The sequence below is a fragment of the Pseudomonas sp. WS 5412 genome, assembly GCF_012985615.1.
Classification (GTDB): domain Bacteria; phylum Pseudomonadota; class Gammaproteobacteria; order Pseudomonadales; family Pseudomonadaceae; genus Aquipseudomonas; species Aquipseudomonas shahriarae.
The window spans coordinates 90,240-103,615 of sequence record NZ_JAARMB010000007.1 but is presented as its reverse complement, the minus strand read 5'-3'; the positions used below and the strand labels follow the sequence as shown (position 1 = coordinate 103,615).

Genomic DNA, 13,376 nt, shown 5'->3' with positions numbered 1-13,376 from the left:
CGTTACTTCAGGCCCAGGCGCTTGGCCATGCGCCCCAGGTTGGCGCGGTCCAGGCCCAGTTCGCGGGCGGCGCTGGCCCAGTTGTGCTGGTGGCGCTCCAGGCAGGCGCTGATCACTTGCCTTTGGTAGTGCTCGGTGGCCTGGCGCAGATCGCCAGTCACCACGGGGATTTCGCCAGGCTCCTCTATCAAGGGCGCAGAGTCATTGGGCAAGTCCAGGTCCTTGGCACTGAGGCTGAGGATCTTCGGTCGCTCGCGACAATTGCCCAGGGCCTTCAACGCGCTGCGGCCGATCAGGTGTTCCAGCTCGCGCACATTCCCGGGCCAGCCATAAGCCAATAATGCCGCCTGGGCATCGCTGGTCAGGCGCAGGCTGCCCAGGCCCATGCGTGAACGGTTCTGTTCGAGGAAAAATCCCGCCAGCAACAACACATCGCGCCCGCGTTCACGCAGGGCCGGCACTTGCAGGGGGTACACGCTCAAGCGGTGATAGAAGTCGGCGCGGTAGCGGCCGTTGCGCACCTCGGCGGCCAGGTCGCGGTTGGTGGCGGCGATCAGGCGCACGTCCACTTGATGCTCCTTATCCGAACCCAGCCGCTGCAACTGCCCGCTTTGCAGGACGCGTAACAGCTTGGCCTGGACTGTTAGCGACAACTCTCCCACTTCGTCGAGGAACAGGGTGCCACCGTTGGCCAATTCAAACTTGCCCCGACGCTCGTTCAGCGCGCCGGTAAACGCGCCGCGCACGTGGCCGAACAGCTCGCTTTCCACCAGGGTTTCCGGGAGGGCGGCGCAGTTGAGGCTGATCAGCGGCTTCTCCGCGCGGGGCGAGGCAGCGTGGATGGCCTGGGCCACCAGCTCCTTGCCGACCCCGGTTTCACCGGTGATCAACACGGTCAGGTCGCTGCCGCCCACCAGTTTGATTTCTTCCACCAGGCGCTTGTGGGTCTTGCTCTGGCCGATCATTTCCTTGTGCTGCTGGCCGCTGGCCTGGCGATAGATTTCCGCACGCTGGTGTTCGTCTTCGGCGCGCAGGGCCAGGTGCTCCATGCGTTCGGCCACATTGACCGTGGCGGCGGCGAGGCTGGCGAAGGCCTGCAAGGCGTCCAGTTCGACCCGGTCAAACCGCTCGGTGTCCAGGGCATCCAGGGTCAGCAGGCCCCAGGGATGGTCGTCGACAAACAGCGGGCAGCCCATGCAGTCGTGGACCTCCAGATGCCCGTGCAGGCCATCGACCAGGCCGTCGTAGGGGTCGGGCAGTTCGCTGTCACTGTCAAAGCGGGTCGGGCCGGGGCTGCTCAGCAGCACGGCAAAGCGCGGGTGTTCGCTGATCTTGAAGCGACGGCCCAGGGTGTCCGGGCTCAGGCCGTCCACGGCCAGGGGTACCAGCCATTCGCCGTCCAGGCGCAACAGCGCGGCGGCATCACAGGGCAGCAGGGTGCGCATGGCTTGCAGCAGGCGTCGGTAACGCTCGCCTTCCGGCAGTTCACGGGACAGGTCAGCCACCAGTGGCAGCAGGGTGGTGAGCAGGGAGTGTGCAGTCATAATGACTCCTTGTAGTCCTAATGACTATAAGGTGTAGGAAGTCATATTGACTATGTTTAATTTAAGTTCTTGATAATAAAGGGTTTATTAGTTGGCATGAATACTGACTGCTACAGGGTAATCATTCAGAAGCCTTAAAGGCTCAGGAGTCTCCCCATGCTTAGCGTTCAAGACCGTGCCATCATCAAGTCCACTGTGCCGCTGCTCGAAAGCGGTGGCGAAGCCCTGATCACCCACTTCTACCGCATGATGCTCTCCGAGTACCCCGAAGTGCGCCCGCTGTTCAACCAGGCCCACCAGGCCAGCGGCGACCAGCCCCGCGCCCTGGCCAATGGCGTGCTGATGTACGCCCGGCATATCGACCAACTGGATCAGTTGGGCGACCTGGTGGCCAAGATCATCAACAAGCACGTGGCCCTGCAAATCCTCCCGGAGCACTACCCGATTGTCGGCAGCTGCCTGCTGCGGGCGATTTCCGAGGTGCTGGGTGACGAAATCGCCACCCCAGAAGTGATGAGCGCGTGGGGCGCGGCTTATGGTCAGTTGGCCGACATTCTGATCGGCGCAGAAAGCGCCATCTACGACGAAAAAGCCCAGGCCGTTGGCGGCTGGCGCGGGGCGCGTGCGTTTCTGCTGGTCAAGCGTGTGGAGGAGAGCAGTGAAATCGTCTCCCTGTACTTTGCCCCGGTGGACAATGGCCCGATCCTCACCGCCGAGCCCGGCCAGTACATCGGCCTGAAGCTGATCCTCGATGGCGAAGAAGTGCGCCGCAACTATTCATTGTCGGCGCGCACCGATGCGGGCCTGTACCGCATCAGCGTCAAGCGTGAAGCGGGCGGGCGCGTGTCCAATTACCTGCATGACCAGATGCACGTGGGCGCGACCATCGACCTGTTCCCGCCATCGGGGGAGTTCACCCTGGTGCCCAGCGACAAACCCCTGGTACTGATCAGCGGCGGGGTGGGCATCACCCCGACCTTGCCGATGCTGGAAGCGGCCCTGGCCACCGAGCGCCCGGTGCATTTTATCCACTGCGCACGCAATGGCGGCGTGCATGCGTTCCGCGATTGGGTCGATGCCCTGGCTGCGCGCCATCCGCAACTGCAGCGCTTTTACTGCTATGCCGAAGACGACGGCATCAGCCCGGCGGCGGACAACCTCGGGCTGCTGACCCAGGAGCAACTGGCGGCGTGGTTGCCCGAAGAGCGTGATGTGGATGCCTACTTCCTGGGGCCGAAGGGTTTTATGAGCGCGATCAAGCGTCACCTCAAGGCTTTGGGTGTGCCTGAGAAGCAGAGCCGGTATGAGTTCTTCGGGCCGGCGGCGGCGCTGGAATAAGCGGCCGCTCTTCAACACCGTATTGGCCTCTTCGCGAGCAAGCCCGCTCCCACATTTGATCTGTGAATACATTCAAATGTGGGAGCGGGCTTGCTCGCGAAGAGGCCCGAAAGACCACCACATTAATGTGTCGTTAACCCGCCTGCGCCTAAGATTGCGACGCCTACTGCTAAATTTTCACCACCTGTGTGTAAACTTGCGGCCATTGGCATACCCATCATTAGGCAAAGGGAAACGGGGATGATTGACGAAATGCGGTTGGGCCGTGAGCGGCGCTTCCTGGTGTTGCTGGGCATCATCTGCCTGGCGCTGATCGGTGGCGCGCTTTATATGCAGATAGTGCTGGGCGAAGCGCCATGCCCTTTGTGCATCTTGCAACGCTATGCCTTGTTGCTGATTGCGCTCTTTGCCTTTATTGGCGCGGCCATGCGCACCCAGCGCAGTGTCACGGTCTTTGAAGTGCTGGTCGTGCTCAGCGCCCTCGGTGGTGTCGCTGCCGCCGGGCATCATGTGTACACCCAGTTCTATCCAACCATCAGTTGTGGCGTCGATGTGCTGCAGCCGATTGTCGATGACCTGCCCCTGGCGAAGATCTTCCCCCTGGGCTTCCAGGTCGATGGTTTCTGCAGTACCCCGTACCCGCCGGTCCTGGGCTTGTCCCTGGCCCAGTGGGCGCTGGTGGCGTTTGTGTTGACGGTGATCCTGGTGCCCCTGGGCATTTACCGTAATCGCAAGCACAACGCTTAAATCGTCCTACAAAACGCCCCTGTCCTGCTGATGCAGGCAGGGGCGTTTTTGTGTGTGGGCATTTTGTGAAGGGGTCATGACGCTGGACAAGATTGGCTGCGCGCAACGTGCGACACGTTGTCACACTGAGGGCGCCGCAGGACATTTCATACCCCATGGCACAGCGCTTAATCGACCATGGGTTGGGCGCTTTTGCCTGTCATTTTCCACCCTGGCCGACCCCGCGCGCGGCGTGCTCTACAGAACATCCAGTGATGGGCGAATGCCTTGTTTTTAGCGGGCTTGCCTGGGGTTTGGCGACCCTGGAAGAGGTCTCTGGGTGCGACAGAATGGGCAATAACACGGCTTTTTTTGGGGTTTTTGTTGAGAATCAAACGCGATACGATCCCGAACCTTTGCAACAATGGCGCAGGATTATTGCTGGAAACGATAAAAATTATTTCTTTATAGGTCATGGTTTATACATCGCCAGCTAACTACAATCGCCCGCACTGAGTGTCCGGTGCTGCTCAACCCTGAGCAAATAGGGCGGTCGAGAGGCGGAAACAATGCTTCATGCGACCCCAGGTGCCGGCAGCCTTTCAACTATCCGCACCAAATGGAATTGGTCTGTAACAAGGCCTTTGACCAACGAAATCGAATAAGAATTCACCGCCAGACCTGGACGTGTCGATCAGCGCATGAAGCGCCGGGCAGGCCCTTATTCAATCGAAGAGAAATGCCAACCCTTGGCAGGGTGAAGTGTTGGCGATCAAAACCCAACTGCATTGCGCAAGCTGCTTTAGAGGTCGTGAGATGAGTAAAAACAGGTACACCCGATTACTAGGCATAGTGCCGCTTTTCGGCATGTTATTGCTGGGAGGCTGCAACTGGACGCTGCTCGACCCTGTGGGTCAGGTCGGCGTAGAGCAACGTAACCTGATCATCACGGCCACCTTGCTGATGCTGTTGGTCGTGGTGCCGGTGATCGTGATGACCTTCGCGTTCGCCTGGAAATACCGCGCATCCAACACCAAGGCGACCTACGCGCCGAAGTGGTCGCACTCCACCAAGATTGAAATCGCGGTGTGGCTGGTACCTGTACTGATCATTATCGCCCTGGGTTACATCACCTATAAGTCGACCCACGAGCTGGACCCTTACCGTCCGCTGGAATCCGACGTGCCGCCAATCACTATCGAAGTGGTCGCGCTGGACTGGAAGTGGCTGTTCATTTATCCCGAGCAAGGGATCGCCACCGTCAACAAGATCGTGTTCCCGGCCAACACCCCGATCAACTTCAAAGTGACCTCGGATGCGGTGATGAACTCGTTCTTCATCCCGGGCCTGGGTGGCCAGATCTACGCGATGGCGGGCATGCAGACCAAGCTGCACCTGATTGCCAACCAGAACGCCGAGCTCGACGGTATCTCCGCCAACTACAGTGGTGCGGGCTTTACCGGCATGAAATTCAAAGCAATCGCCACCACCCAGGAAGACTTCAACGCCTGGGTACAAGAAGCCAAGAGCTCACCAAAACAGCTTGAAAAAGCTGAATACGAAGCCCTTGCCAAGCCAAGCCAGAACAACCCTGTAGAGCTGTACTCCTCGTACACGCCGGACCTGTTTCAGAAAATCATCGACAAGTATGAAGGGATGAAACCAGGCAAGCCGGTCAAGCACGAGAAGAAAGAAGTGGCTGCTGTGGAAGGGACGGACGCAAATTCGCATTCAGCTGCCGGGGCAGAGGAGTAAACGATGTTTGGTAAATTAAGTTGGGAAGCGGTCCCATTCCACGAGCCGATCGTGATGGTGACCATCGCCATGATCGCGCTGGGTGGTCTGGCACTGTTTGCGGCAATCACCTACTTCAAGAAGTGGACCTACCTGTGGACCGAGTGGCTGACGTCGGTCGACCACAAGAAAATCGGCGTGATGTACATCATCGTCGCCATGGTCATGCTGCTGCGTGGTTTTGCCGACGCAATCATGATGCGTACCCAGTTGGCCATGGCCACCGAGGGTTCGCCTGGCTACCTGCCGCCTGAACACTATGACCAGATCTTCACCGCCCACGGTGTGATCATGATCATCTTCATGGCGATGCCTTTCTTCACCGGCCTGATGAACCTGGCAGTGCCGCTGCAGATCGGTGCGCGTGACGTTGCGTTCCCGTTCCTCAACTCCCTGAGCTTCTGGCTGCTGGTTTCCGGCGTGGTGCTGATCAACCTGTCCCTGGGCGTCGGCGAATTCGCCAAGACCGGTTGGGTTGCCTATCCGCCGTTGTCGGGGCTGCAATACAGTCCGGGCGTGGGGATGGATTACTACATCTGGGCGCTACAGCTATCCGGGTTAGGTACGACGCTGACGGGGGTCAACTTCCTGGCCACCGTGCTGAAAATGCGTACCCCAGGCATGAAGCTGATGGACATGCCGATCTTCACCTGGACCTGCACCTGGGCCAACGTTCTGATCGTGGCTTCGTTCCCGATCCTGACCGCTACCCTGGCACTGTTGACGCTTGACCGTTACATGGATTTCCACATTTTCACCAATGAACTTGGTGGCAATCCAATGATGTACGTGAACCTGTTCTGGGCATGGGGTCACCCTGAGGTGTACATCCTGATCCTGCCAGCGTTCGGTATCTTCTCCGAAGTGATCTCGACCTTTACCGGCAAGCGCCTGTTCGGTCACCACTCGATGGTCTACGCCTCGGGCGCGATCTCCGTACTGGGCTTCATGGTCTGGCTGCACCACTTCTTCACCATGGGTTCGGGGGCCAGCGTCAACGCCTTCTTCGGCCTGGCGACGATGCTGATTTCGATCCCGACGGGGGTGAAGCTATTCAACTGGCTGTTCACCATCTACCACGGCCGCCTGCGCTTCACCAGCCAGGTTCTGTGGACCCTGGGCTTCATGGTGACGTTCGCCATCGGCGGCATGACCGGCGTACTGCTGGCCATCCCGGGTGCTGACTTCGTGCTGCACAACAGCCTGTTCGTGATCGCGCACTTCCACAACGTGATCATCGGTGGTGCGGTATTCGGCTACATCGCTGGTTTCAGCTTCTACTTCCCGAAAGCGTTCGGCTTCAAGCTGCACGAAGGCTGGGGCAAGGCTGCGTTCTGGTTCTGGATCACCGGCTTCTTCGTCGCGTTCATGCCGCTCTATGCACTGGGCTTCATGGGCATGACCCGTCGTCTGAACGCCACTACCAACCCTGAGTGGGTGCCGTACCTGTACGTCGCCATGTTCGGTGCGGTGATGATCGCTGTCGGCATCGCCTGCCAGCTGATCCAGCTGTACGTGAGTATCCGTGACCGCAAGCAAAACGCCTGCGACTCCGGCGACCCATGGAATGCACACACCCTGGAATGGTCGACCTCGTCGCCACCGCCGTTCTACAACTTCGCTGTACTGCCGAAGGCCGAGACCATCGACCCGTTCACCGAAGCCAAGGAAAACGGTACTGCGTACCAGCGACCTGTGCGCTACGAACCGATCCACATGCCGAACAACACCGCCACTGGCGTGGTGATGGGCGCGCTGTTGACGGTCTTCGGTTTCGCGATGATCTGGCACATCTGGTGGCTGGCCATCGCTAGCCTGGCTGGCACCGTGATCTACTTCGTGATCCACGCGGCGCGTGATGATCAAGGCTACATGGTGCCGGTCGACGTGATCGAGCGCATCGAAGCCGAGCAGCACGCTCGCCTGGTAGCCGAGAAGAAGATTCCGGCCAACCGTGTTGAAACCTCGTTGGAACAGGCTTAAACCATGTCGAACTTAGTGACCAATGCTGGACACGCCCATGTCGATGACCATGGGCACGATGACCATCACCACGACTCGGGCGAGATGACCGTATACGGTTTCTGGCTCTACCTGATGACCGACTGCATCCTGTTTGCGTCGATCTTCGCGGTGTACGCGGTACTGGTAAACAACGTAGCGGGTGGCCCGTCGGGCCACGACATCTTCGAACTGAATTACGTGCTGGGCGAAACCGCCTTGCTGCTGTTCAGTTCGATCACCTACGGCTTCGCCATGCTGGCGTTCTTCCGTGGCAACAAGGCAGGCGTGCTCAAGTGGCTGGGCCTGACCTTCCTGCTCGGCCTTGGCTTTATCGCCATGGAGATCAACGAGTTCCACCTGCTGATCTCCGAAGGCTACGGCCCTAGCCGTTCCGGCTTCCTGTCGGCGTTCTTCACCCTGGTCGGTACCCACGGTCTGCACGTAACCGCCGGTCTGATCTGGATGGCGATCATGATGTACCAGGTCAACAAGCATGGCCTGACGTCGACCAACAAGACCCGCCTGAGCTGCCTGAGCCTGTTCTGGCACTTCCTGGACGTGGTCTGGATCTGCGTCTTCACCGTTGTCTACTTGATGGGGACTCTGTAATGGCTAATGCACACTCCCATGACAGCCATGATGCGAGCCACGGCAGCGTAAAGTCTTACGCTATCGGCTTCATCCTGTCGGTGATCCTGACGATCATCCCATTCGGCCTGGTGATGTACCCAACCTTGCCGAAGGCCACGACACTGGCCATCGTGCTGTTGTTCGCGGTGATCCAGGTGGTTGTCCACCTGTATTACTTCCTGCACCTGGATCGCTCCCAGGCCCAGCGCAACAACGTGATTGCGTTTGTGTTCACGGCCATTGTGATCCTGCTGCTGGTTGGCCTGTCGTTGTGGATCATGTTCAGCATCCACACCTACATGATGGCGAAGTGAGGTAAGACCCGATGTCGCTTAAGCACTTTATCCAAATCACCAAACCGGGGATCATTTTCGGTAACGTGCTTTCTGTGGCAGGCGGTTTCTTCCTGGCCTCCAAGGGGCATGTCGATCTGGCCATCTTCCTGGCGGCAATGATCGGCACTTCCCTTGTTGTGGCGTCCGGTTGCGTGTTCAACAACTGCATCGACCGTGACATCGATATCAAGATGGAGCGCACCAAGAATCGCGTGCTGGTCCAGGGCCTTATCTCCCTGAAACTGGCACTGATCTTCGCGACCGTCCTCGGTGTTGCCGGCGTGGCATTGCTGTACACGGTGGCCAATCCGCTGGCGGCGTTGTTTGCCGTGATCGGTTTTGTCATCTACGTCGGCCTCTACAGCCTGTACCTCAAGCGCAAGTCGGTTCACGGCACGCTGGTGGGCAGCCTGTCGGGGGCGATGCCGCCGGTGATTGGTTATGTGGCTGTGACCAATAGCTTCGACATGGCTGCGCTGGTGCTGCTGGTGATGTTCAGCCTGTGGCAGATGCCGCACTCCTACGCCATTGCGATCTTCCGTTTCAACGACTACCTGGCGGCTTCGATTCCGGTATTGCCGGTCAAGCGTGGCATCCAGGTGGCGAAGAAACACATCCTGCTGTACATCCTGGCCTTCCTTGTGGCGACCTTGATGTTGACCTTCAGTGGGTATGCCGGCATGAGCTACCTCGCCGTCGCCGCGGCCATGGGCATGTACTGGTTGTACATGGCCTGGACCGGCTACAAGGCGGTGGATGACACTGTCTGGGCGCGTAAGTTGTTTGTCTTCTCGATCTTCACCATTACGGCTTTGAGCGTGATGATGTCCCTGGATTTCCAGGTGCCGAAAGAGTTGTTGCTGACTTACGCCCACTGAGTTGGGATGTCGTGAAAAGCCCCGCCTTTGAGAGAAGAGCGGGGCTTTTTTGTGGGGGGGGTATGGGTACATATCCATTTCTGCGGTAACGGCGGCTATTGGTTCCGCCCTTACGGCGGCTCACTTTGGAAGAGCGTCAAAGTAAGCAAAGCGCTCTTGCCCCACCACTCGGTGCCTCGCCTAGGCTCGGCATGCCCGCAGTCAGGCATTGCTCCGTGGGCCCGCCGCGATCGGCCATCCATGGCCGTGTCGCGGCTACCCCGGCATCCATGCCGGGGTGCCCACTGCGCAATACCTGCCTGCGGCCATCGTGGTTTAACGGGGCGCCTAAGATCAAGATCAAAAGCCAGATCAAAAGCAGAGCAACAGCAACAGCAAAGCCGGGGTGCGAAGCTGCCTTCCCCTGTGGGAGCGGGCTTGCCCGCGATGGTGGCAGGTCAGTCAATAGATTTATCGACTGATGCACCGTGGCCCCCCAAATCAATGTCGGATGAGGGGCATGCCGAGTCTAGGCGAGGCACCGAGTGGTGGGGCAAGAGTGTTTTGCTTACTTTCGCGCTCTACAAAAGTGAGCCGCTGTAAGGGCGGAACCAATAGCCGCCATTACAAAAAACGGATATGTACTCAATCAAGACCTATTGCTGAGCAATGCTGTACCCAGCAAACGCCGTCTGCTGTTGCAGCGCCGTCACAATACTCTTGCGCGTCAAAGGCTGCTCGGCACCGGAGTTATCCACAAAGCTTTCACTCTCAAGCTCCGCCTCATCCCCTTCACCCACAAAACTAAAGCCCAAAAACTCCAGCGCCTCGCGGTCAACATTGAGCTTGGAGCGCGGCGTGCGCATCGGCAGGGTCACGCTGATCCCGTCCTTGCTGATCACAAATACCTCAACTTCCTTCTTCGCCCGCGCAGCCTTGCCCTTGCCGGCGCTCGGGTTGCTGATGGCCTGGTGGGTCTGGTTCAACACCTTGAGCGCCAGGCCATACACCAGTTCCTGGAACTCGGGGTCGTCCTTGAAGCTGGAAAGGATTCGGCTGATCGAAAACTTGCTGCTCAGGTCTTCCAGGGCTGCGTTGTCGGCGGCTTCGGCGTCTTTGAGCTGCTTGAGCTGGCCCATCAAGTCATAGGCCTGGTCATCGTCAAAGGCATCGTGGGCCTGGCGGATGGCGACGCGCAATTCGCGGATCTGGTCGCTTTCCTTGGAGGTGTGGAACGCGTCCAGCACCATTTCACTGATGTTCTTGGCCGCTGGCACATGCTGTGAAATATTGATGGCGTTTTCGTATTCAGCTTTGGACTGCAAAGTGACTACGGATTCTTCAGTACGGGAATCTGACATTGAAATTTCACTACTTCTGTAAGCGGGGAGACGGGAAAAACGTCGGGCATTTTCAAGGGCCGGGGTAGCAAGGTCAAGGCGGCACTCTGCCTTCATCGTCATCCGCGCTTACAGTTCCTGCATCTCCCGCAATTGCGCCTCCAGCGTTTCCCGCAGCCCGCTATCCCGTCGGGCGATAAACACCAGTTGCGCCGAGTCCTGCGCGTGCTCGCCGCTGGCCAGGCTGAACTGGCTGCGGTTGCCCACATGTTGCAACCAGAAGGGTTGCTCATTGCCCTGTAAATGCACCAGGCCTTTAAGGCGGAACAAGTCCTTGGGCAGTTGCCCCAGCCAATCGCGCAGGGCTTTGGCCGGCAGGGCCTGGGTGGCTTGCCAGGTCCAGCTTTCGAACAGTTCGTGGTGCGGCGTCGGCACGGGAGTGAAGCCGTTGCGCGGGGTGCGCTCGCCCAGCAGCAGGGCATCGGGGATCTGCGCCTGCACGGTGCTGATCACGCGTGTGCGGGCACCGATAGTTGCGCGCAGGCTTTGCAGTTCGGCGGCGCTGACCAGGTCGGCTTTGTTCAGCAGCACCAGGTCGGCACAGGCCACCTGAGCGCGGGACAAGCGTGCGAACTCACCTTCCAAGGCGCCATAGCCGCTGGCGTCCACCAGGGTGATCACCGTATCCAGATGCAGGTGCGCCTTGAGCTGTGGATAACCCAGGGTTTGCACAATGCGTTGCGGGTCGGACACACCGCTGCACTCGATGACGATACGGTCCAGGCGGGGGCGCAGTTGGCTCAGGCTCACCAGCTGCGCCAGCAGGTCCTCTTGCACCGTGCAGCAGATGCAGCCGTTCTGCAGGCTGAACACGGCGTCGGTGACTTCGGCGATGATCGCCGCATCGATGTTCAGCTCGCCGAAGTCATTGACGATCACCGCCATGCGCCCATGTTGCGGCTGCTGGGCGATGCGGTTGAGCAGGGTGGTCTTGCCTGCGCCGAGAAAGCCCGAAACTACCGTGACTGCAATGCTCTCGCTATTCATTCGATCACCGGCGGCAGGCCTTGCCACACGGCTTGCAGCGCCGTGCCTTCAAAGGTGTTGAGGCGGTCGTACACCGGCCGACCATCGACCAGGGTCAGCAGCACCTGGGTCTGGTGGATGTAGTTGCGCGCCGGCTGGGCGAACAGGTCACGGTCGATCACGATCAGGTCGGCGCACTTACCCACTTCCAGGCTGCCGGTGGAGTGCTCCAGGCCCATGGCGTGGGCGCCGTTGAGGGTCGCCACTTGCAGTGCCTGTTCCAGGGTGATCGGCTCGCCGAAGCAGTCCGGTTCCTGGTTCCAGGGGTTCTGCCGGGTGACCATGGTTTCCAGGGCCAGCCACGGGTCAATCGAGGCCACCGGCCAGTCGGTGCCCATTACCGCCAGGCCGCCTTCGGCCAGCACACCTTTGAAGTCGTAGATGCGCTTGAGGCGCTCGGCGCCATAACCGGAGCGGGCGCCGCTGGCAAACGGCGTCGGGTACCAGGCCGCCGGGGAGAACTCGGCGATCACATTCAGCGCCTTGAAGCGCTTGAGGTTGCCCGGATGCAGCAAGGTGCTGTGGGCGCATTGGTGACGAATGCCGCTGTCACCGTTGACCCGCCGCGCTTCGGCGACCGCATCAAGGAATACATCGGAAGCGCCGTCGCCGGTGCAGTGGGCGATCACCCGCAGGCCACGGCGGTCCATGTCCACCACCATGTCGGTGATATGTTCCGGGGTCAGGTTGAGCTTGCCGCGCCAGGTGGAGTCGGCCGCCCAGGGGGTCATCAGGTACGAAGACTTGGGCTCCACGGTGCCGTCGAAATGGAACTTTACCGCGTTGGCGTTCAGCCGCGCGCTGCGATAGTAGTGACGCTCGCCGCCGAGCAACTCCCAGCGCCGGCGCACCGGGAAGATATCGTCCTGCCAACTGATCGCGGCTTCCACACGCAGGCTTAATTCGCCCGCATCGTCCAGCTCCTTGAGGGCGTCCAGGCGCCGCTCGCAGACGTGAACATATTTGGTCGCGGTAACGCCACGCGAGCTCTGGAAATGCACGCCGTCGCGATAGGCTCGGCGCAGCACCGCCACCGGGGTCGGCGGCATGGCCGCGTGGATCAGTGCGTAGGCACCGTCGATCATCAGGCCGTTGGGCTCGCCGCTGAGTTCGTCGCGCTCCATATAGCCGTTGCGCGGGTCGGCGGTGTGGCGGTCGATGCCGGCCAGTTTCAAGGCGCAGGAGTTGACCATCATGGTCCCCCACATACGGTCCAGCAGCGCCACCGGGCGGTCCGGCATGATGCTGTCGAGCCATTCGCGCCCTGGGGTCAGCCCGGCTTCGCGGAAGGTGTAGCGCACCCAGTATTGGCCGTAGATCCAGCTATCGCCGGGGTGGGCATCGGCGTAGGCGTGGATCGCCGTCGCCAGTTGTTCGGGGGTGGGATCTTCGATGCCCACATCCAGGTCATCGCTGTAGCGTGGCGCCAGGGCGAGGTCGGGATGGGTGTGCATATCGTGCAGGCCGGGCATGCAGAATGCGCCCAGCAGATCATGCTGGCGGGTCTGCGGGCCGATCAGGTGTTGCAGGTCGGCGAATGTGCCGACTGCGATAAAACGTCCCCCGCGAATCGCCACCGCGTCGGCCCACGGTTGGGCCGGGTCGAGGGTGTAGAAGCGGCCGTGGTGCAGCACCAGGTCAGCGTGCTCGCCGACAACGGAGTGGGTGGAAGTGAATTGGTCGGAAGCGGTCACGGGGGAAACCTCAATATTCAGAAGCGGC

General features: G+C 60.0%; 12 protein-coding genes and 1 pseudogene. 8 read left to right on the top strand and 5 right to left on the bottom strand.

The window, feature by feature from the left end:
• Positions 1 to 2: 2 nt before the first annotated feature.
• Complete coding sequence (norR, locus tag HBR94_RS11800; RefSeq protein WP_057958352.1) at positions 3 to 1,544, bottom strand: nitric oxide reductase transcriptional regulator NorR; 1,542 nt, start codon at positions 1,542 to 1,544, stop codon at positions 3 to 5.
• A gap of 156 nt (positions 1,545 to 1,700) precedes the next feature.
• Between norR and hmpA the strand changes: the two genes are divergently transcribed.
• The 3 genes from hmpA (at position 1,701) to HBR94_RS11785 (ending at position 4,105) form a co-directional block, all read left to right on the top strand.
• The gene (gene hmpA / locus HBR94_RS11795) at positions 1,701 to 2,882 is read left to right on the top strand and encodes an NO-inducible flavohemoprotein (protein WP_170044839.1); all 1,182 of its coding nucleotides are present in this window, start codon (positions 1,701 to 1,703) and stop codon (positions 2,880 to 2,882) included.
• A gap of 240 nt (positions 2,883 to 3,122) precedes the next feature.
• Positions 3,123 to 3,629, top strand: a complete 507-nt coding sequence (locus tag HBR94_RS11790) for a disulfide bond formation protein B (RefSeq protein WP_057958354.1) — start codon at positions 3,123 to 3,125, stop codon at positions 3,627 to 3,629.
• 155 nt (positions 3,630 to 3,784) lie between these two features.
• Positions 3,785 to 4,105 (top strand): hypothetical protein, encoded by a 321-nt coding sequence (locus HBR94_RS11785; protein ID WP_162947692.1) that lies wholly within the window; start codon positions 3,785 to 3,787, stop codon positions 4,103 to 4,105.
• A gap of 77 nt (positions 4,106 to 4,182) precedes the next feature.
• Here the strand turns inward: HBR94_RS11785 and HBR94_RS28955 are convergent.
• A pseudogene (locus HBR94_RS28955) lies at positions 4,183 to 4,397 on the bottom strand (hypothetical protein).
• Between the two features lie 27 nt (positions 4,398 to 4,424).
• Here HBR94_RS28955 and cyoA point away from each other — a divergent pair.
• From cyoA to cyoE, 5 genes are read left to right on the top strand one after another with little or no spacing between them, the layout of a single operon-like run.
• Positions 4,425 to 5,363 carry a ubiquinol oxidase subunit II gene (gene cyoA / locus HBR94_RS11780; RefSeq protein ID WP_029300208.1) on the top strand — a complete coding sequence of 313 codons (939 nt, stop codon included), beginning with the start codon at positions 4,425 to 4,427 and terminating at the stop codon, positions 5,361 to 5,363.
• Between the two features lie 3 nt (positions 5,364 to 5,366).
• Complete coding sequence (cyoB, locus tag HBR94_RS11775) at positions 5,367 to 7,385, top strand: cytochrome o ubiquinol oxidase subunit I (protein WP_057444528.1); 2,019 nt, start codon at positions 5,367 to 5,369, stop codon at positions 7,383 to 7,385.
• A 3-nt stretch (positions 7,386 to 7,388) separates the two neighbouring features.
• Positions 7,389 to 8,015 carry a cytochrome o ubiquinol oxidase subunit III gene (gene cyoC / locus HBR94_RS11770; protein ID WP_038446230.1) on the top strand — a complete coding sequence of 209 codons (627 nt, stop codon included), beginning with the start codon at positions 7,389 to 7,391 and terminating at the stop codon, positions 8,013 to 8,015.
• Positions 8,015 to 8,350, top strand: coding sequence for a cytochrome o ubiquinol oxidase subunit IV (gene cyoD / locus HBR94_RS11765; RefSeq protein WP_029300215.1), 336 nt, complete (start codon positions 8,015 to 8,017; stop codon positions 8,348 to 8,350). The genes cyoC and cyoD overlap by 1 nt, the downstream gene beginning before the upstream one ends.
• 11 nt (positions 8,351 to 8,361) lie before the next feature.
• Positions 8,362 to 9,249 carry a heme o synthase gene (cyoE, locus tag HBR94_RS11760; RefSeq protein ID WP_029300217.1) on the top strand — a complete coding sequence of 296 codons (888 nt, stop codon included), beginning with the start codon at positions 8,362 to 8,364 and terminating at the stop codon, positions 9,247 to 9,249.
• A 635-nt stretch (positions 9,250 to 9,884) separates the two neighbouring features.
• Here cyoE and HBR94_RS11755 read toward each other — a convergent pair.
• From HBR94_RS11755 to HBR94_RS11745, 3 genes are all read right to left on the bottom strand, one after another.
• Complete coding sequence (locus HBR94_RS11755; protein ID WP_170044838.1) at positions 9,885 to 10,589, bottom strand: hypothetical protein; 705 nt, start codon at positions 10,587 to 10,589, stop codon at positions 9,885 to 9,887.
• A 108-nt stretch (positions 10,590 to 10,697) separates the two neighbouring features.
• On the bottom strand, positions 10,698 to 11,615 hold the full coding sequence (locus HBR94_RS11750) for a GTP-binding protein (protein ID WP_170044837.1): 918 nt from the start codon (positions 11,613 to 11,615) through the stop codon (positions 10,698 to 10,700).
• Positions 11,612 to 13,348, bottom strand: coding sequence for an amidohydrolase (locus HBR94_RS11745; protein ID WP_170044836.1), 1,737 nt, complete (start codon positions 13,346 to 13,348; stop codon positions 11,612 to 11,614). The genes HBR94_RS11750 and HBR94_RS11745 overlap by 4 nt, the downstream gene beginning before the upstream one ends.
• Positions 13,349 to 13,376: the final 28 nt, after the last annotated feature.

Bases quoted from the DNA above. Each gene is read 5' to 3' on its own strand.
- norR (WP_057958352.1), bottom strand. From the start codon at position 1,544: ATGACTGCACACTCCCTGCTCACCACCCTGCTGCCACTGGTGGCTGAC.
- hmpA (WP_170044839.1), top strand. From the start codon at position 1,701: ATGCTTAGCGTTCAAGACCGTGCCATCATCAAGTCCACTGTGCCGCTG.
- HBR94_RS11790 (WP_057958354.1), top strand. From the start codon at position 3,123: ATGATTGACGAAATGCGGTTGGGCCGTGAGCGGCGCTTCCTGGTGTTG.
- HBR94_RS11785 (WP_162947692.1), top strand. From the start codon at position 3,785: ATGGCACAGCGCTTAATCGACCATGGGTTGGGCGCTTTTGCCTGTCAT.
- cyoA (WP_029300208.1), top strand. From the start codon at position 4,425: ATGAGTAAAAACAGGTACACCCGATTACTAGGCATAGTGCCGCTTTTC.
- cyoB (WP_057444528.1), top strand. From the start codon at position 5,367: ATGTTTGGTAAATTAAGTTGGGAAGCGGTCCCATTCCACGAGCCGATC.
- cyoC (WP_038446230.1), top strand. From the start codon at position 7,389: ATGTCGAACTTAGTGACCAATGCTGGACACGCCCATGTCGATGACCAT.
- cyoD (WP_029300215.1), top strand. From the start codon at position 8,015: ATGGCTAATGCACACTCCCATGACAGCCATGATGCGAGCCACGGCAGC.
- cyoE (WP_029300217.1), top strand. From the start codon at position 8,362: ATGTCGCTTAAGCACTTTATCCAAATCACCAAACCGGGGATCATTTTC.
- HBR94_RS11755 (WP_170044838.1), bottom strand. From the start codon at position 10,589: ATGTCAGATTCCCGTACTGAAGAATCCGTAGTCACTTTGCAGTCCAAA.
- HBR94_RS11750 (WP_170044837.1), bottom strand. From the start codon at position 11,615: ATGAATAGCGAGAGCATTGCAGTCACGGTAGTTTCGGGCTTTCTCGGC.